This is a genomic window from Microbacterium sp. YJN-G, assembly GCF_015040615.1.
Taxonomy (GTDB): Bacteria; Actinomycetota; Actinomycetes; order Actinomycetales; family Microbacteriaceae; genus Microbacterium.
The window spans coordinates 2,993,328-3,010,715 of sequence record NZ_CP060402.1; the positions used below are offsets into that span (position 1 = coordinate 2,993,328).

At 67.1% G+C, this 17,388-nt stretch carries 20 protein-coding genes; 3 read left to right on the forward strand and 17 right to left on the reverse strand.

Going from position 1 to position 17,388, the window contains the following annotated elements:
• Positions 1 to 21 precede the first annotated feature (21 nt).
• Positions 22 to 552: a CGNR zinc finger domain-containing protein gene (locus tag H7694_RS14350; RefSeq protein ID WP_193597125.1), complete on the forward strand. Its 531-nt coding sequence runs from the start codon at positions 22 to 24 to the stop codon at positions 550 to 552.
• A 26-nt stretch (positions 553 to 578) separates the two neighbouring features.
• On the opposite strand, the gene H7694_RS14355 is transcribed toward H7694_RS14350, so the two are convergent.
• Positions 579 to 1,235, reverse strand: coding sequence for a FadR/GntR family transcriptional regulator (locus H7694_RS14355; RefSeq protein ID WP_193597126.1), 657 nt, complete (start codon positions 1,233 to 1,235; stop codon positions 579 to 581).
• A 195-nt stretch (positions 1,236 to 1,430) separates the two neighbouring features.
• Positions 1,431 to 2,177 (reverse strand): SDR family oxidoreductase, encoded by a 747-nt coding sequence (locus tag H7694_RS14360; RefSeq protein ID WP_319805282.1) that lies wholly within the window; start codon positions 2,175 to 2,177, stop codon positions 1,431 to 1,433.
• A gap of 80 nt (positions 2,178 to 2,257) precedes the next feature.
• Between H7694_RS14360 and H7694_RS14365 the strand changes: the two genes are divergently transcribed.
• On the forward strand, positions 2,258 to 3,046 hold the full coding sequence (locus H7694_RS14365) for an SDR family NAD(P)-dependent oxidoreductase (RefSeq protein ID WP_193597127.1): 789 nt from the start codon (positions 2,258 to 2,260) through the stop codon (positions 3,044 to 3,046).
• Here H7694_RS14365 and H7694_RS14370 read toward each other — a convergent pair.
• From H7694_RS14370 to H7694_RS14440, 15 genes are all read right to left on the reverse strand, one after another.
• Positions 3,026 to 3,856, reverse strand: coding sequence for an aldo/keto reductase (locus H7694_RS14370; protein ID WP_193599255.1), 831 nt, complete (start codon positions 3,854 to 3,856; stop codon positions 3,026 to 3,028). The genes H7694_RS14365 and H7694_RS14370 overlap by 21 nt on opposite strands.
• Positions 3,849 to 4,487 (reverse strand): gluconokinase, encoded by a 639-nt coding sequence (locus H7694_RS14375; RefSeq protein ID WP_227468154.1) that lies wholly within the window; start codon positions 4,485 to 4,487, stop codon positions 3,849 to 3,851. The genes H7694_RS14370 and H7694_RS14375 overlap by 8 nt, the downstream gene beginning before the upstream one ends.
• Positions 4,406 to 5,197 carry a glucose 1-dehydrogenase gene (locus H7694_RS14380; RefSeq protein ID WP_227468155.1) on the reverse strand — a complete coding sequence of 264 codons (792 nt, stop codon included), beginning with the start codon at positions 5,195 to 5,197 and terminating at the stop codon, positions 4,406 to 4,408. Before H7694_RS14380 ends, H7694_RS14375 begins: the two co-directional genes overlap by 82 nt.
• A complete protein-coding gene (locus H7694_RS14385; protein WP_193597128.1) occupies positions 5,197 to 6,249 on the reverse strand; it encodes a D-2-hydroxyacid dehydrogenase in 1,053 nt (350 codons plus the stop codon). The genes H7694_RS14380 and H7694_RS14385 overlap by 1 nt, the downstream gene beginning before the upstream one ends.
• An 8-nt stretch (positions 6,250 to 6,257) precedes the next feature.
• A complete protein-coding gene (locus tag H7694_RS14390) occupies positions 6,258 to 7,094 on the reverse strand; it encodes an ABC transporter permease (protein ID WP_193597129.1) in 837 nt (278 codons plus the stop codon).
• Entirely contained in the window at positions 7,091 to 8,023 is a 933-nt protein-coding gene (locus H7694_RS14395) for an ABC transporter permease (protein ID WP_193597130.1), read from the reverse strand. The genes H7694_RS14390 and H7694_RS14395 overlap by 4 nt, the downstream gene beginning before the upstream one ends.
• 2 nt (positions 8,024 to 8,025) lie before the next feature.
• Complete coding sequence (locus H7694_RS14400; RefSeq protein WP_193597131.1) at positions 8,026 to 9,138, reverse strand: ABC transporter ATP-binding protein; 1,113 nt, start codon at positions 9,136 to 9,138, stop codon at positions 8,026 to 8,028.
• A gap of 157 nt (positions 9,139 to 9,295) precedes the next feature.
• Positions 9,296 to 10,330, reverse strand: a complete 1,035-nt coding sequence (locus H7694_RS14405; protein ID WP_193597132.1) for an L-idonate 5-dehydrogenase — start codon at positions 10,328 to 10,330, stop codon at positions 9,296 to 9,298.
• A 41-nt stretch (positions 10,331 to 10,371) separates the two neighbouring features.
• Entirely contained in the window at positions 10,372 to 11,109 is a 738-nt protein-coding gene (locus H7694_RS14410; RefSeq protein WP_193597133.1) for an SDR family NAD(P)-dependent oxidoreductase, read from the reverse strand.
• Positions 11,110 to 11,147: 38 nt separating this feature from the next.
• Positions 11,148 to 11,921, reverse strand: a complete 774-nt coding sequence (locus H7694_RS14415) for an SDR family NAD(P)-dependent oxidoreductase (RefSeq protein ID WP_193597134.1) — start codon at positions 11,919 to 11,921, stop codon at positions 11,148 to 11,150.
• Positions 11,918 to 12,874 carry a sugar phosphate isomerase/epimerase family protein gene (locus H7694_RS14420; protein ID WP_193597135.1) on the reverse strand — a complete coding sequence of 319 codons (957 nt, stop codon included), beginning with the start codon at positions 12,872 to 12,874 and terminating at the stop codon, positions 11,918 to 11,920. Before H7694_RS14420 ends, H7694_RS14415 begins: the two co-directional genes overlap by 4 nt.
• A complete protein-coding gene (locus H7694_RS14425) occupies positions 12,867 to 13,634 on the reverse strand; it encodes an SDR family NAD(P)-dependent oxidoreductase (protein ID WP_193597136.1) in 768 nt (255 codons plus the stop codon). The genes H7694_RS14420 and H7694_RS14425 overlap by 8 nt, the downstream gene beginning before the upstream one ends.
• 104 nt (positions 13,635 to 13,738) lie before the next feature.
• Positions 13,739 to 14,416, reverse strand: a complete 678-nt coding sequence (locus H7694_RS14430; RefSeq protein ID WP_227468403.1) for a GntR family transcriptional regulator — start codon at positions 14,414 to 14,416, stop codon at positions 13,739 to 13,741.
• A gap of 32 nt (positions 14,417 to 14,448) precedes the next feature.
• A complete protein-coding gene (locus H7694_RS14435; RefSeq protein WP_193597138.1) occupies positions 14,449 to 15,450 on the reverse strand; it encodes a 2-hydroxyacid dehydrogenase in 1,002 nt (333 codons plus the stop codon).
• 61 nt (positions 15,451 to 15,511) lie between these two features.
• Positions 15,512 to 16,453 carry a LysR substrate-binding domain-containing protein gene (locus H7694_RS14440; RefSeq protein WP_193597139.1) on the reverse strand — a complete coding sequence of 314 codons (942 nt, stop codon included), beginning with the start codon at positions 16,451 to 16,453 and terminating at the stop codon, positions 15,512 to 15,514.
• Positions 16,454 to 16,613: 160 nt separating this feature from the next.
• Here H7694_RS14440 and H7694_RS14445 point away from each other — a divergent pair, with 160 nt between their 5' ends.
• On the forward strand, positions 16,614 to 17,387 hold the full coding sequence (locus tag H7694_RS14445) for a LamB/YcsF family protein (RefSeq protein WP_193597140.1): 774 nt from the start codon (positions 16,614 to 16,616) through the stop codon (positions 17,385 to 17,387).
• Position 17,388: the final 1 nt, after the last annotated feature.

The following is a 17,388-nucleotide window of genomic DNA, read 5'->3' on the forward strand; positions in this document are numbered from 1 at the left end:
CAGGCGATGTAAGGTGTCAACATGATCTTCACCGATGACACGGTCGAGGCGATGCGCGCTGCCGTCCACCTCGTGAACAGCGCCGAGGATCCCGACACGCTCGCTTCGGCAGAAGACGTCGAGTCCTTCCTCGAGACGTTCCCGTATACGGGGCGGATCGACCATGACGCCGCAGAGTTGGCCGAGCTCCGAGCACTCCGTCCGCGCTTGCGCCGGATGCTGCTCGCGTCGCGGGACGAGATGGTCGACGGCATCAATCACGCACTGCGCGACGTGCGATTCGACGCGCACGTCGTCCGGCACGACGGCGCCGACTGGCACCTTCACGCCGTCGCCGACGATCGGCCGCTCCCCGAGCGCATCCTCGCCGAGACCGCTATGGCGCTTCTCGACGTCGTGCGCGCCGACGAGGGCAGCCGCCTCACGGTGTGCGCCGACGAGGAATGCGAAGGCGTCGTCCTCGACCTCTCCCGCAACCGTTCGCGCCGATACTGCTCGACCGCGTGCACGAACCGCAACGCCGTCGCCGCGTACCGCGCGCGGCGAAGCTGAGGGCTCGCTGCCTTCATCACAGCCGGTCAGTCGGCCCAGCCGTTGGCGCGAACGATTATCTGGCGCGCACACTGTGCTGCGGCCTCCCCATCGCGCCGCTGGATGAAACCCGCTAGGTCGACATGCAGTTGCACGTCCGCGCGGTCCATAGGCATGTCATGCAACTGCACCAGTGCGCGATCGCGCAGCGATTCGTTGATGACATCCGTCAGACGCGCGTACATCGTGTTTCCGGATGCCTCCAGCACGAGCCGGTGGAAGCATCCGTCCTGCTCTCCGAAGTCCGCATTCGACCCGTTAGCCCCTGTCGCCCACAGGATTCCCGCAGCGCTCACGATCCTGCCGCAGATCTCCGGCGATGCTCGCAACGCAGCCATACGTGCCGCTTCAGGCTCGACGGCCAGCCGGATCTCGCTCAACTCCCGCATCTGCCGTTGCCGGTGAGCGCTGTCCAACCTCCACCGGATCACCTGGCCGTCGAAGAGATTCCATTCGGCTTCGCCTAGGACGACCATGCCGACACGCTTGGTCGGCCGGAGCAGACCGAGCGAGGCGAGAACCCGCGCCGACTCCCTGACGACACTGCGAGATGCGCCGGTGGACGCCTCTAGCTCCTCGACCGTCAGCACCGCTCCAGGCGCAAGGCTGCCCTCGCAGATCGCACGTCCGAGTTCATCGACCACCCGGGAATATAGGCTCGGCCGCGGCGGAAGACCCGCGCGAGATGCACCCTTCCGAGCCGAATTTGCCGGGTCGTCAGTGTGTGCCGATGTCGAACCATCCACGGGTTCCCATGCACCTCCATCGCGAAGCGCTGCATGCGTTCGCTGGCTATGAGCGAGACCCTCCACGATACCGCTGCAGAACCAGCGCGCCGGTCACCGCAGCACTCCCTTCTTCACCGGCGAGATGACGAGTTCGTTGACGCATACATGCGCCGGACTGTCGATGATGAACTGCACGGCGGCCGCCACGTCGTCCGGCGACAGCATCGACGTTCGCGCCGTGGCATCGGGCACCACGGGACGCAAACGCAGAAAGTCGCTGTCGACGTCGCCGGGGCAGAGGTTCGTGGCGCGGATACCGAACTGGTTCTCCTGCGCGTTCAACGACTCCGCGAGCGAGGACAGCGCCGTCTTGGATGCGCTGTATGCGACGCCGGCATCCGGCGAGAATCTCCAGCCGGAATACGAGGAGATGAACACCACGCTTCCGCCGCCTGCCTCGCGCATACCGGGAAGCACCGCATCCACCGTCGCGGCTGCGCCGATCAGGTTCGTGCTGACGATCGATGAGAACTGTGCGACCTGCTGGTCGCGCCAGTACCTCTGAGGCGTATTCACCCCTGCAGAGGCGACCACGGTGGTGATCGGTCCGAGCGCCTGTCCGATGCGCGCCGCTGCGTCTTCCACAGCATCGACGTCCGAGACGTCGAGCGGCACGAGCATCGCCTCGGCACCCGTATCCTCGACGAGACTTCCGGTGTCGGCGAGTGCGTCCGTCCTGCGACCGGACAGCGCCACGGTGTATCCGGATTGGGCCAGGCGCACCGCGCTAGCTCGCCCCATTCCCCCGCCCGCTCCGGTGACCCACGCGATCCGCCGTTCCCCTGTCCCGTTCATCATTGTCCACTCCCGGCTGTCTGCGTATGCTTTATTCTGTCCGAACGTGTTTATAATATGCTTACACTGGACAGGAGTTCCCAATGGAGATCGAACTGACCGGACGCGTCGTCATCGTCACCGGCGCTTCGCGCGGGATCGGACGAACCATCGCCGAGACCTTCGCTGCGGAGGGCGCGGTAGTCGTCGGCCTCGACGTGCTCTCGCCGGAAAGAGACCCCGGTCTCATCGAGCACTGCCGCTGCGACATCACCGATCTCTCCGCCGTCACCGAAGTCGTCGAAGACGTCGCCCGCCGTCATGGTGGTGTCGACGTGCTCGTGAACAACGCAGGGGTAAACGCCGAAGGGTCCGTGGAGTCAGTCGACCCTGCACTGTGGGATCGCGCTTTCGACGTCAACGTGCGAGGCGTCTTCAACGCATGCCGCGCAGTGATCCCGCACATGAAGGCCCAGCGCTCGGGACGGATCATCAACGCCGCTTCGTTCGCGGCCATCGTCCCCAGCGTGGATGCTGCAGCCTACGGCGCCACAAAGGCGGCCGTCGTCCAGTTCACGAGGGTTCTCGCCAGCGAACTCGGGCCATGGAGAATCACCGCCAATGCCTACGCGCCCGGGATGATTCCGACAGACATCAACGGCTTCGCCCAGCTGGAGGGCGATGCCGCGCGCGAACGACTCGATCTGCTCAGCCTGCGCCGTTGGGGCGATGCAGCCGATGTTGCGCAGCTCCTCTGCTTCCTAGCCAGTGACCTCGCCGGCTATATCACCGGAGCGCTGATCGACATCTCGGGCGGCAAGCTCGCAACGCAGGCTCCTGCGCTCGCCTACCAGCGCTCCGGCGCCGAGGCGTCAGTGCCCTTCGAGATCTGAATCGACACCGGCGCCGGGCACGGCCAGCGCATCGAGCGCGAGCATCTGCTGCGCGGTGAGCTCGAAGTCGAAGACACCGAGGTTCTGACGCAGCCGATCGATGCCGGTCGAACGCGGGATCGGAACGAGATCGTGCTGCAGGTGCCAGCGCAACGCGATCTGGGCCGGAGTCCGACCCTGTGCAACGGCGATGGACGCCAGCACCCGGGAATCGAGCAGCCCCTTCCCCGAGCCCAGTGGGCTCCACGATTCCGTGACGATCCCGTTCGCAGCGTGGAACTGCCGCTGCTCCAGCCGCGGGATCTGTGGATTCACCTGAATCTGATTGACAGCGGGGACCACGTCGGTTTCGGCGATCAACCGGCGAAGATGCGCCGTCTTGAAGTTCGAGACTCCGATCGCACGCGTGAGACCGGAATCCAGGAGCGCCTCGAAGGTCTTCCAGGTGGAGACGTACTCGCCTCGACCGGGAAGCGGCCAGTGGATCAGAAGCAGATCCACATATTCGAGATCCAGTCGTTCGAGTGCGGCCTCCAGACCCGCGACTGCGCGTCCCTCCCCCTGGAAGTCGCCGTTGAGCTTGGTCGTGACGAAGATGTCGCCGCGGGGCAGACCCGACGCGCGGATGCCGGCACCGACACCGCGTTCGTTGCCGTACTTCGTGGCCGTGTCGAAATGCCGGTACCCGAGCTCGGAGGCCACGCTCACGATGCGCTCCGCCGTAGCATCGTCCATGGGCCAAGTGCCCAGTCCCAGCCTCGGCATCCGCACCCTGCCGTGCAGAGAGACTTGAGGAATTGTGTCATCCATCAAGACGAACCCCTTCTGAGCTGGTCGGTTCCACTCGCGCTTCGCGCAGCGCGCCGGTGATGATCTCCTCGATCGGCGCCGTCGCCTCCAGTGCGATCCCGGGCTCGTCCGGAGCCAGCGGCTGCAAGAGGCGGAGCTGGCTGTCGAGGAGGCTGACCGGCAGGTAATGATCGGCGCGTGAGGACATCCGGGCGACGAGGGTTGCCTGATCGGCGGTGAGCAGGACGAAGCGCGCGTCCGGACTCTCCTGCCGGATCACGTCCCGGTACGCGCGGGTGAGCGCCGAGCATGCGACGACCGCACCGGTCGGATGACGACGCAGCTCGGTGCCGACAGCGCGCAGCCAGGGCTGCCGATCCTCATCGGTCAGCGGCACACCGGCGGACATCTTGTCGATGTTCTCCGGTGAATGCAGGTCATCCGCATCGACGAACGGCACCTGCAGCTCGGTGGCGAGCCGGACTCCGACCGTGGTCTTTCCGGCGCCGGCAACGCCCATCACGACGATGCGCGGCCGGGCGGCCTCGGCACCGGCCTGGTCCTCTCGACTCATACGACTGCCGTCATCCCGCCGTCGACGAAGATCGTCTGCCCGTTCACGAACGCCGCGGCATCCGACGCCAGCCAGCACACCGCACCTGCGATGTCAGCCGGTTCTCCCCAGCGCCCTGCGGGCGTACGCTCGAGCACCCAGGTGTTGAACCTCTCGTCGTCGATGAGCGCCTGCGTCAGTTCGGTTCTGATGTAACCGGGCGCCACACCGTTGACCTGCAGCCCGCGACCGGCCCATTCCGCGGCCATCGCCTTCGTGAGGTTGCGCAGGCCGCCCTTGGACGCCGTGTACGGTCCGATGGTGACGCGCGCGAGCTCGCTCTGAATGGAGAGGATGTTGACGATCTTCCCGCGACCGCGCTCGACCATGCCGCGAGCGACGGCGCGTCCGACGAGGAAGGCGCTGGTGAGATTGGTGCGCAGCACCCGATCCCAGTCATCGGAGGACACCTCCAGCAGCGGCTCGCGGTGCTGGATGCCGGCGTTGTTGACGAGGATGTCGATCGACCCGAACTCCCGGTCGATCCGAGCGATCCCGTCGTCGATCGCCTGCTCGTCGGCGAGGTCGAACGCGATCCCGGCAACGCGCTGCGCGCCGTACTGCTCGCGCAGCGACTCGAGTTCGCACTCCAGACGCTCGGCGTCGCGACCATGCACTATGGGCAGGGCGCCGGCATCGGCGAACGCTCCGAGCAGCACCCGACCGATGCCGCGCGTCGACCCGGTGATGAGCACGCGTCGATCAGTGAGGTCGAACATCTTCGAGATCATGGTCTTCTCCGCACCCATCAGTAGAACTCGACGGGGTCGACGCGGTTGCGCAGCTCGCATCCGTCGAGCAGCCGGCCTGCGTTGTCGGCGAACAGCTCGGCGATACGGCGGTCCTCGGCGTCCGTCAGTGCCGCCGTATGCGGGCTGGCGATGAGATTGGGCAGTTCCCACAGCGGGCTGGACTGCGGAAGTGGCTCGACCGCGAACACATCGAGCACCGCAGTCGCCCCGGGCGAAGCCATCAAGTAGGCGTGCAGCGCCTCTTCGTCGATGACAGTTCCGCGACCGACGTTGATGAGGATGCCGCGAGGTCCGAGAGCGGCCAGCACGTCGGCGCCGATCATCCTGTCGGTGGCGTCCGTGCCCGGCAGCGTCGTGACGATCGCATCGATGTCCCGCAGCTCTTCGAGCACGCGATCCGGGGCGATGATCCGATCGAACTCCTCGAGCTCGACGTTTCGCCGGGACACGCCGACGACCGTCGCTCCCAGCGCCCGCGCCTTCGCAGCGACCCGACGGCCGATGCCCCCGACGCCGAACACGAGCACCCGCAGGTCCGAGACCTGCCGCATCGTCCAGCGACCGGGCCACTCGCGCGCGTCCTGCAGTGCGCGCAGTCGCGGCAGGTCTTTGGCCGCGGCGAACAGGCCGAGAATCGCGAACTCCGCGAGAGGTTCGCCGTGCACACCCGCCGAGGTGGTGAAGGCCACGCGCTCGAGCTCCTCCGTCGTGAGGCCGGCTGCCTTGACCTGCCCCCCGCCGCCGGCGGCCATGGTATGCACCCAGCGGAGCGCGGGGTTCGCCCGCACCGTTCGCGCAAGTTCCGCGGGGTCGAGATCCGGGATGCCGTACAGCGCATCGGCGGAGTCGATGAGCTCGCGGAAACGGTCGCGGCGTGCGGCGTCCCGCCGGAACGACGGCTCACCGCTGTAGTCGGCGGCGTGCCGCATCGGAGGGAGCAGTTCGGGTTCGACGATGAGGTCGATCCGCGGCTCCCGCACGCGGATCACATCCGCGACTCGTTCGTCGAACGGGTTCGCGACGACGACGCGCAATCTTTCAGCAGACATCCGGGACCTCAGTTCAGGGCCTTGCGGAGGCCCACAAGGCGCTCGACCAGTACCACGATGAGCACCGAGAACAGGATGAGCACGACGGACAGTGCGGCCACCACAGCATCCGCGGAGTTCTCGACGTAGCGCATCACCTGCACCGGCAGCGTCGGCTTGCCCGACTCGGCGACGAACAGCGAGATGACCAGCTCGTCGAACGAGACGATGAATGCGAGCACACCTCCCGCGATCACGCCGGGAGCGATGATCGGCAGTGTGACGCGACGGAACACCGTGACGCCGGAGGCCCCGAGCACCTTGGCGGCCTCTTCACAGGACGTGTCGGAGGTCGCAAGGCTCGTGAGCGTCGTACGCATCAGGTACGGGATCGTGATGCCGATATGGCCGAGGATGATGCTGAAGTAGGTGTTCGTCAGCCCCATGGGACCCAGCAGCAGCACCAGCCCGAGTGCGATGACGATCGAGGGGACCAGCAGCGGCGAGAGGAAGAACGCCGATACCATCGCCTTGCCGCGGAACTCGTACCGATGGATCGCCAGTGACGCCGGCACGCCGATCAGCAGCACGATCACGGTGGTGATCCCCGCGGTGATGAGGCTCGTCTGCAGACCAGACATGAACTGCGTCTTGGTCGGCAGGAGCTCGTACCACCTGAGGGTGAATCCCTCGGGCGGGAACGAGATGTACTGGTTCGAGCTGAACGAGATCACCACGACGATGATCAGCGGTGCCAGCAGGAACAGGTACATCAGCCCGACGAGAATCCGGAACAGGATCGTCCCCGCGCCTGGTGGACGCCGGAGGACGAGCTTCTGCGGGGCGGAGAGCTGCTGCGCGGTCATGATGAGAACCCCATCTTCTTGATGATGGCCGTGTAGGCGGCGATGACCGTGCCGAAGAGCACAAGCAGGATCATCGAGAGCGCCGCGGCGAACGGCCAGTTCAGCAGGCCGGTCGCCTGATCGTAGATCTCCGTCGCGAGCACCTGCACGACACCTCCGCCCAGCAGTCGCGGCGTGACGAACGTGGAGATCGACAGCACGAAGACGAGCAGGAAACCTGTCAGGACACCCGGGAGACTGAGCGGAAGCGTGACGCGCGTGAAGACCTTGGCCTTGCTCGCTCCGAGAGAGCCCGCCGCCTCTTCGAGCTGGGTGCTGATCTGACCGAAGCCGGACATCATCGTCAAGATCGCGTAGGGCATGAAGATCTCGACCAGGCCGATGATGACGCCGGTCATGTTGTTCGACAGCACCAGCGGCGTCTGGATGAAGCCGAGATCGATCAGAGTGTTGTTGATCAGTCCCTGATTGCCGAGGATGACCATCCAGCCGAAGGTGCGCACCACCGCGCTGGTGAGCAGCGGAGCGATCGCCAGGGCGACGAGGATGCCCTTCCACTTGCTCTCCGTGCGCGCCAGGAACAGCGCGATCGGGTAGGAGACGATGACGCACAGCAGCGCGGTGACCAGCCCCATCCAGAAGGTGTCGACGGTGACCTTCCAGTAGTACGGGTCGGCGAGCGCCCGGACATAGGTCTCGAGAGTGACGGTCTCGTGGACGACGCCGTTGGGCTCGCCGACGTTGAACGACATGCGCGCCATGAACAGCAGCGGGAAGACGAAGCAGACGGCCAGCCCCAGGATGCCCGGGAGCACGAGGGCCAGCGTGATGCGCCGATCGCTGCGGCGGCGGGCCTTCTCGAGCTCGCCGCTTCCCTTGAAGTCGCTCGGCGAGACGCCTCGGATCAGTGCGGTATCGGTGACGGACATGGTCAGGCCTCCACCGGCTCGGGGATGACCAGTGCGTTGTCGACGTCCCAGTGCACGCGTGCGGTGTCGCCGATGCGCGGAACCCGCGTGCCGGCGGTGTGGGACTCCGCGTGCAGCAGGCGCTCGCCGACCCGGACCGAGATCGACACCGCGTCGCCGGTGTAGCTGGTCGTCTCGACGATGCCGTCCACGCCGTCCGGCGCGGCATCGGCATCGCCGGCGACCCAGACCTTGAGGCGGTGCGGCCGCACGAGAACGGTCCGGCGCGAGTTCTCGAGCCCGGAGACGCCGACCGCACCCGCAGTGCCGATGCCGTCGACGTCGACGCGATACTGCGTCTCGCCGTTCGCCGACGTGCCGACCGGCTCTCCGACGGTCGCATCCAGCAGGTTCGCGCGACCGACGAAGTGGGCGACGAACCGTGTGTTCGGCCGCTCGTAGACCTCGTGGGGTGCACCGAACTGTTCGATCAGCCCGTCGTTCATGATGGCGATCCGATCGGCCATGTCCAGCGCCTCGTCCTGGTCGTGCGTGACGAACAGCGTCGTCGCCTTGGTGCGCTGCTGGATCGCACGGATCTCGGTGCGCATGGTCTCGCGAAGCTTCGCGTCGAGGTTCGAGAGCGGCTCATCGAGCAGCAGCAGCGTCGGCTCGACGACCAGCGCCCGCGCGAGCGCGATGCGCTGTTGCTGACCGCCGGAGAGCGCCCTGGTCTGACGCGAGGCGAGGTGCCCGAGCTGGACCATGTCGAGAGCCTGGGCGACTCGGCGCTTCTGCTCCGCCTTGCCGATCTTGCGCATCTGCAGTCCGAACGCGACGTTGTCGGCGACGTTCATGTGCGGAAACAGCGCGTACGATTGGAAGACCATGCCCATACCCCGCTTGTGCACGGGGACGCGGGTTATGTCCTTGCCGTCGATGACGATCGCCCCGGCGCTCGGGTCCATGAGGCCGGCGACCATCCGCAGAGTGGTCGTCTTGCCGCACCCGGAAGGTCCGAGAAGCGCCACGAGGTGCCCCTCCTCGACCTGCATGTTGAGGCGATCGACGGCGGGATCGATGCCCTTCGCGTACTGCTTGGTGAGGTCGATCAGATCGAGTTTCACGTTCGACATGGATGCTCCCGGATCAGGTGGGCTTCGTTGCGGGCCTGGTGCGACGGTCATCAGGCCGTCGCTGGTCATGCCATCCTGCCGAAGTTGCCGCCCGGTGTAACGGGCATAACCATAGGCAGTCGTTATGGGGTCAGAGTCATTCGCTCCAGCCGCGAGATCACGCGGTGGGATCGGGCGATATCCCCAGGATCACCTTCGCCGATCGAGTGGCATCCGACGCGTGCTCGAACGCCTCGGCGGCATCCGCGATGTCGAACTCGTGGCTGATCACGTTCTCGATCTGCTCGTCTGCTGCCAGCACGTCTATCGCCTCGTCGATCTCGCTGTCGAAGCGCTGGGTCCCTTGCAGGTGGACCTCCTTGGCGACCATGGACGCCAACGGAATCGAGAGATCTCCGGGAGGGAGGATGCCCAGCTGCAGGATCGCGCCCCCGCGGCGGACCACACGCAGTGCCGTGACCAGCGAGGGGACGGCCCCAGCCGCCTCCACGACGATGTCGAACGAATCGTCCGTCAACGCCGGGTCTACGCCGAGTTGCACGACGGCATCGGCTCCCACACCGAGCGCGGTCCGCAGCGGAGCGCGGTGCAGGTCGGCGGCCGTGATGTGGGAAGCACCGGCTGCCCGCAGCGCAGAGATGGCCAGCGCTCCGATGGGGCCTGCGCCGCTGACGAGCACTCGCGCGCCCTGCACCCGGTCGCCGAGCAGGCCGACGGCGTGAATCGCCACCGCCAGCGGCTCGGCGAGGACCGCACGGCGCAGCGGCAGTCCGGCAGGCAGCGGCCGCAGCTGCCCCTCCATGACGATGAGATGCTCTGCGAACCCGCCCTGCGTATGGGGCGACGTCGAGGCACTGCCGAGATAGGTTCCGCCCACGGCGAGATTGAGACCGGAGCCGCGCGCAGCACCGACCGCCGGCGTCGGCGTGGCCGGATGAATCGCGACGGGCATGCCGGCTGCGACGTCGACGCCTGGTCCTGCCCGGTCCACGACGCCGACCACCTCGTGGCCGAGGGTGAGGGGTTCGACCACCTCGTAGACGCCGTTGCGCCCCGAGTGGGCATAGTGCAGGTCCGAGCCGCAGATGCCCCCGTAGACGATCCGCACCCGCACCTGTCCGGCTCCCGGATCCGGAACCGGGAGCTCGTCGACCCGCAGGTCTCCTGCCGCGTGAACCACAACTGCCTTCATAGCCGATCCTCTTCTGCTCGTTCTGTGCTCGTAGCGGCCGCTCAGCGCCCGAGATACCCGCCATCGACGGGGATCACTGCCCCATGGACATACCTGGACGCCCCGGACGCGAGGAACAGCGCAGCGCCGGCGATGTCGTCGGCAGCACCCCACCTCCCGGCGGGTATCCGTTCGCGGATCTGGCGGTCACGCGTCTCGTCCGCCATCAGCGCCGTGTTCATCTCCGTGGCGATGAAGCCGGGAGCGATGGCGTTCACGCGCACGCCGCGGCCGGCCCACTCGTTCGCGAGCGACTTGGTGAACTGTCCGACGGCGCCCTTCGAGGCCGCGTACGCCGACGCCGTGAACCCCCCGAAGAACGACAGCATCGATGCGAGGTTGATGACGATGCCGTCGCCGCGTTCGAGCATCGGCCGACCGAAGCCCTGCGCGAGCCGGACGACCGCCGTGAGGTTCACATCGAGCACGCGATCCCAGTCCTCGGCGGGGAAGTCCTCGAACGGATGCCGGATGTTGAGACCCGCGTTGTTCACGAGGATGTCCACCCGGCTCTCGGCCAGCACGTCGGCGACGACGGCGTCGAGTCCCGCCGTGTCGCCGAGGTCGACCGCCCTGGACCGATAGCGCGGGTGCTGGCGGTCGTCGGGCCGGCGCTGCAGCCCGATCACCGTGGCGCCGTTGGCGAGGAACAGCTCGGCGATGGCTGCGCCGATACCGGAGCTCGCCCCCGTCACAACGGCTGTGCGGCCGCTCAGATCGGCGGAGAAGTCGTCGGTCATGTTCTTCCTTTGCTGGGGTTGCGTCCGAGCGGCGTCGCTCACGCGATGTGCGAGCCGCCGTTCACGTCGTAGGTCACACCGGTGAGGTATCCGCCATCCGGCCCGAGCAGGAAGGCGACGACGCCTGCCACATCGTCGACGGTGCCGATCCGGCCCACCGGCAGCTCCTTCAGCAGCACGGCCTTCCGGTCCTCGCCGAGCCTGCCTCCCATGATGTCGGTGTCGATCGATCCGGGAGAGACGGAGTTCGCGGTGATGCCGTGCGGGCCGAGTTCGCGTGCGAGCGTACGGGCAAGACCCAGCAGCGCGGCCTTGGATGCCGAGTATGCGGCTCGGCCGTACACGCCCCCGCCGCGCTGCGCTGATGCCGAGGACACGTTGACGATCCGGCCGACGCGGTTCGCGGCCATGATCTTCGCCGCAGCCTGTGTCAGATGGAACGCGCCGTTGAGGTTGACGTCGATGATCCGCCGCCACTCGTCCTCCGAGACCTCGAGGAACGCGGTGGGCGAGCTGATGCCGGCGTTGTTGACGATGCCCACGAGCTGCGGGAGGTCGACCGTCACGCGGTCGACGACTCCGACGCTTCCCGCACGGTCGGTGACGTCGAGACCATACCCTCGCGCCGCGATGCCGTGCACGTCGTGGATCTCGGACGCCACACGTTCGGCGGCATCGGCGTCGAGGTCGATCACGGCGACCGCCCACCCCTCGCGGGCGAGCCGATGCGCGACCGCACGACCGATCCCGCGCTCTGACGCTGCACCGGTGACGATCGCCGTGCGCTCATCGGGAAGTTCCGCGGCGCTCATGCCGCATCCCCGTCCTGCGGTGCAGTCTGCGCCAGGACCGACCGCAGGTAGTCGGCGTTCCGCGCGCCGACCGACAGTCCGTCCCCGCCGTAGTGCTCCACGACGAATGCTCCGTTGAACCCGTTGGCCGCCGCCATCTGCAACGCCTCCCGATAATCGATGATGCCGAGTTCGATGGCGGTCGGGTGGGTGAGGACCGTGCCGGAAGCCGGGTCCTCCAACCGCATGTAGTTCTTCACGTGCCAGTAGTTCGTGTGCGGCAGTGTCAGTCTCAGCAGATCTCGCCAGTCCTCGATCGGGCCCTGCCTGCGGATGAGGTTTCCGATGTCCGGGTTCAGCCCGACGGCATCGTGGTCGATCTCGCCGAGGAACGCCACGGCGTCGTCGCCTGTCCCGAGGAACGTGTCCTCGTACAGCTCCAACGAGAGTCGCACGCCGACCGAGGCTGCGTGCTCCGCCAGCTCGCGATACGCCGCGACGGCGGCGCGTCGCACATGCGGGTCGGACGGGTACGGCGTGCCGGGCACCGTCCAGAACCAGAGCGCACGCTGTTGCTCGCTGGTGAGTCGATCGTGCAGACCGAGGCACACGATGTCCACACCGAGCGCGGCTGCGGCATCGATCGTCCGGTGCGAGAAGGCGATGTTCCTCGCGGCGTTGTGCGGATGGATGACGCTCTCGCGCACCACCGAGATTCCGGGCACCGACAGCCCGAGGTCGTCGATCGTGGCACGGAAGTCGGCGAGACCGCGCTCGTCGAGGTCACCCAGGCGCAGCCACGCGCTCGGGATCTCGACCGCGCTGTATCCGCTCTGTACGACAGGCCGCAGCATCCGATGCCAGTGATCCGGGCTGAGGCGATGATTCGGGGGGCCTTCGGCATCCGCCGGACGGAACTGCAGGAGGGCGGCCGCGATCGGATGCTGGATGTGCGGCGCGGTGGTGTCAGCCAATGCGGATCCCGCCGTTGATGTTGTATGTCGCGCCGGTGATGTATCCGGCGTCCGATCCGATGAGGAACTCGATCAGTGCGGCGACCTCGTCGGTGGTGCCGATCCGGCCCACGGGGAGCTGCGCGAGGAAAGTGGGCTTGCGATCGTCGGTGATGCGGCCGCCCATGATGTCTGTGTCGATCGTCGCGGGTGCGACGACGTTGACGGTGACGCCGCGAGGAGCCATCTCGAGCGCCACGGCACGGCTGAAGGACTCGATCGCGCCCTTCGCCGCGGCGTACGCCGATTTGCTGTAGGTACCTCCGCCGTTCTGTGCAGCCGTCGACCCGATGCTCACCACCCTGCCGTACCCGCGGTCGACGAAGCCGGGCATCACCCGCTTGGTCACCAGGAAAGTGCCGGTCGCGTTGATGCGCAGAACGCGCTCCCAGAGCGTGAGGTCGGTCTCCAGGAACGGGACCGGCGAACTGATGCCGGCAGCATTGACGAGGGCCTCGACGGGCGGCAGGGCGTCCTCGATCGCCGCGACCGCACGGTCCACGTCGCCTTCGGAGCTGACGTCTGCCTGCTCCCCCACCGCCTGCACGCCGAACTCGTCACCGAGCTCGGCGGCCACGCGCCGAGCCGCCTCGCCGTCCATGTCGACGATTCCGACGCTCCAGCCGTCGCGAGCGAGTCGGCGCGCAGTTGCGCGGCCGATTCCCCGCTCGGATCCGCCGCCGGTCACGATCGCGGTCGAGTGCTCTTCACGGGACGCCATATCGAACTCCTTTGTTTTACATATTATATCTAATCCTAGTTCCAGTCTGCGGGTGACCGATCCGCCATCTGATTCCGATCTGGCTCCAGATCGGAATCAGATCGTCAGAACTGACTCAACGCCTTCGCCAGCACGCGCTCGAGATGCGCGCGCGACGCGCTGACGGCCGCCGGCGCATCACCGTCGACGATGGCCTTCCGGATCTGCTCGTGTTCGGTGGCGGCATCCGATGCATCGTCGACACCATGGAGGAACGACTGACGCGCGCGTTGAGACTGGGCATCCATGCTGCGCGCGAGGCGCGCGAGATATGGATTGCCGGCTTCGCGGAAGATCGTGTCATGAAACGCATGATCCAACCGCAGATATTCGCGGATCGCGGCGCGATCGGCATCTGAGCCGTCCCCGACGATCCGCGCCCCCGCCGCCCGCTGTCCGTCGATCAGTTCGCCCAGCTCGGCGGCGAACCGGCGATCTTCCCGCTCGGCCGCCCGTTCTGCGGCCGCGAGTTCCAAGACGAGTCGCGCATCCATGATGAGACGCATGTCCTCCGCCGACGGCAGCGGCGCCACGCTGTATCCCTTGTTGGCGACGTAGTCGACCAGACCCGTCGTCTCCAGCTGCACGAGCGCCTCGCGCACCGGCGTGGGCGAGACGTCCAGCATCTCCGAGAGCGCTTCGACTCGAAGCGGGGATCCGGGAGGCAGACGGTTCTCGATGAGCATCTCGCCGATGGTCTGATAGACCTCATCGCGCAGACCCGAACGGCGCACCGGACGCATCCGCGCGTCCCGCAGGGAAGTGGAAGCCACGGCTACAGCGTACCGGCCCGCGCCGGAACCGCGTTCACGGCGGTCTCCGGCGTCTCACCCGCCGCGACGGCGAGCACCGACCGCATCACGCTCGCGGACACCGCGGCCGTGAAGCCGTCGGTCCAGCACAGCGAATGCGGTGCCACGATCACGGAATCCATCGCCAGGAGCGGGTTCTGCCCATCGACCGGCTCCTGCTCGAACACATCCAGCCCGGCACCTGCGAGTTCACCCGCCTCGAGCCGGCGGATAAGTGCGGTCTCATCCACCACCGAACCGCGCGCGATGTTGATCAGCCGCCCGCCGTGGCCGAGCAGTCCGAGTTCGCGGTCGCCGATCAGGTGGCGGGTTTCGGGATTCGCCGACACCGTCACGATCGCATAGTCACTCGCGGCCATGACCTCGTCCAGCGGAAGCATCTCCACACCGATGTCGTCGGCCTCGGCGGATCGGTCCGATCGGTTGTACGCGACGACCCGCACCCCGAGGGCTGCGACGAGTCGCGCCACCGCCTGCCCGACCCCGCCGAAACCGACGATGCCGACCGTCGCGCCCTGCAGCCCACGGCCGCGGTGCTCGGCGCGCTCCGCCCAGCGCCCTGTTCTGACGAGTCGATCCTTGATGAGGATGTTGTGGGCGAGTCCCAGAAGCAGCGCGAGCGCGGTGTGCGCCATGGGCTCGCGCACCGCATCCGCCGTGTTCGTCAGAACGATTCCCGCCGCGGTGCACGCGGCGACATCGACGGCGTCGTAGCCGGCGCCGAATCGGGCGACGTGTCTCAGCCGCCCGCCGGACGGGATCGACGACGCGTCGAACTCCTCCGGTCCCAGCACGATCGCGGCGTCGAAGCCTTCGAGTTCCCGGGCCCGCAACGGCGACATGGGCTCGTCGAGCACGCACCATTCGAGTCCGCCCTGCGTCAGCCGGTCCAGGCCGATGTCGCCGAAGATCGTCGTGCCATCCGCCTCGGCGTAGCCGCGGGTGACGGCGACCCTGTAGGTCATGCTGCGCTCCTCCCGGTGCAGCCTCGGTGCCGCACTCGTGCAGAAACTATTTTATATCTAATCATGTGGTTCGGTTGCCCTCACCGTGCAGCAGCGCGCTGCCGCGCCCCTGCACGGTGTACTCCCGAAGCACCTCGATGACGACCTCGGCGGCACGTGAGAGCTCCTGATCCTCGGCTGTCGCAAGCGACAGCGTCACCGGGATCACCGGGTCGATCACCCGGCGGATCGTCCGGTTCGTGCCTTCGAAGAGTGCATGAGCGGTCTTCCTCGGCAGGATCGCCGCGCCGAGACCGCGCTCGACGGCATCCACCAGCGGATACGTGTGCTCGATCTCGACCGCGACGCGAAGTTCTCGACCGATATCGAACATCGCGCTCTCCATGCGCTTGCGCAGGGTGTGCTCTGGACGCGGCATGACGAACTCCAGGTCGGCGAGTGCCGAAAGCGGCACCTCGTCGTCGGTCGCACCGTCGACGGTCATGCCGTCCGGCGTCACCAGGCAGAGCTCCTCGGTCGAGACCCGCTCGAAGCGGATGCCGCGCACGATGCCGGGGTCGTAGATGAGTCCGGCATCGATCTGCCCGAGCCGGATCGCCTGGCTGTGGATCACCGAGAGCGTCTCGACGATGCGCACGAGGATGCCGGGATACCTGGAGCGGATCATCTGCACGATCGGGATCATGAGGATCGAGAACGTGCTGTACGGGGCGAGCGCGATCGACACCGTACCGGTCGGGCTGTCGACGTCACTCGCGATGTCGTGGCGCGCCGACTCCTCCAGGCGGAGGATGCCCTGTGCGTACCGGTACAGGGACCGCCCCGCTGCTGTGGTCGAGATGCCCTTCCTGCTGCGCACGAGCAGCTGCTGCCCGAACTCGGTCTCCAACGCCGCCACGTGCTGGCTCAGCGCGGGCTGAGCGATGTGCAGGATCTCGGCTGCACGCGTGATCGTGCCGCAGTCGACGATCGTCACGAAGTACTGCAGCCTTCGGGTCTCCATGTCGCGACCTTCTCTCTCCCGGCTCGATAAGGGAATCGTATGCCTGCATCGGATCTGGGTATTAGCGCATGGCGGAGTGCGATCCATACCGTGAGGTGGAGAGTACCAAGCCGGATCGATGCCGATCCACTTGACCGCATCAACGGAGAGGAGACGAAGCATGGCCATCACGGTCGATCTCGTGGCAGACATGGGTGAGAGCTTCGGCGCCTACACGATGGGCGACGACGACGCGCTCCTCGATATCGTCAGCTCCGCCAACATCGCCTGCGGATTCCACGCCGGCGACCCGCGCGTGATGGACCGGACCGTGGGCGAATGCCGCGCACGCGGAGTCGGCATCGGCGCCCACCCGAGCTTCCCCGACCTCGTCGGCTTCGGTCGCCGGACCATGGAGCTCGAACCCGATGAGGTTCGAACCGACATCCTCTATCAGCTCGGCGCGTTGTCCGCCTTCGCTCAGGCGCACGGCACCCGCGTCACGCATCTGTGCCCGCACGGCCGGCTGGGCAACCTGGTCATCACTCGTCCGGATTACGCCAGGGCGATGGCCGAGGCCGTCCACGGGTTCGATCCTCGCATCATCCTGTTCACCCAGGCCGGCGAGGTCGTACCCGTCGCCGAGGAGCTCGGGCTGCGCATCGCGATGGTCGGCGCGGTCGACCGCAGCTACGAGGATGACGGAACGCTCACCCCGCGGACGATCCCCGGCGCCGTGCTGCACGACCCCGACGAGATCGCCAGTCGGACGGTGCGCATGGTGACCGAGGGCACGATCGTCAGCCGCGGCGGCGTGGAGCTGCCGATCTCCTGCGACACCGTGCTGCTGCACGGCGACGGACCGGATGCCGTCGCGCTGGCGCGACGCATCCGCGCCGAGCTCGAGGGCGCCGGAGTCACGATCGCACCGATCCACGAGACCCTGGGAAGCTGAC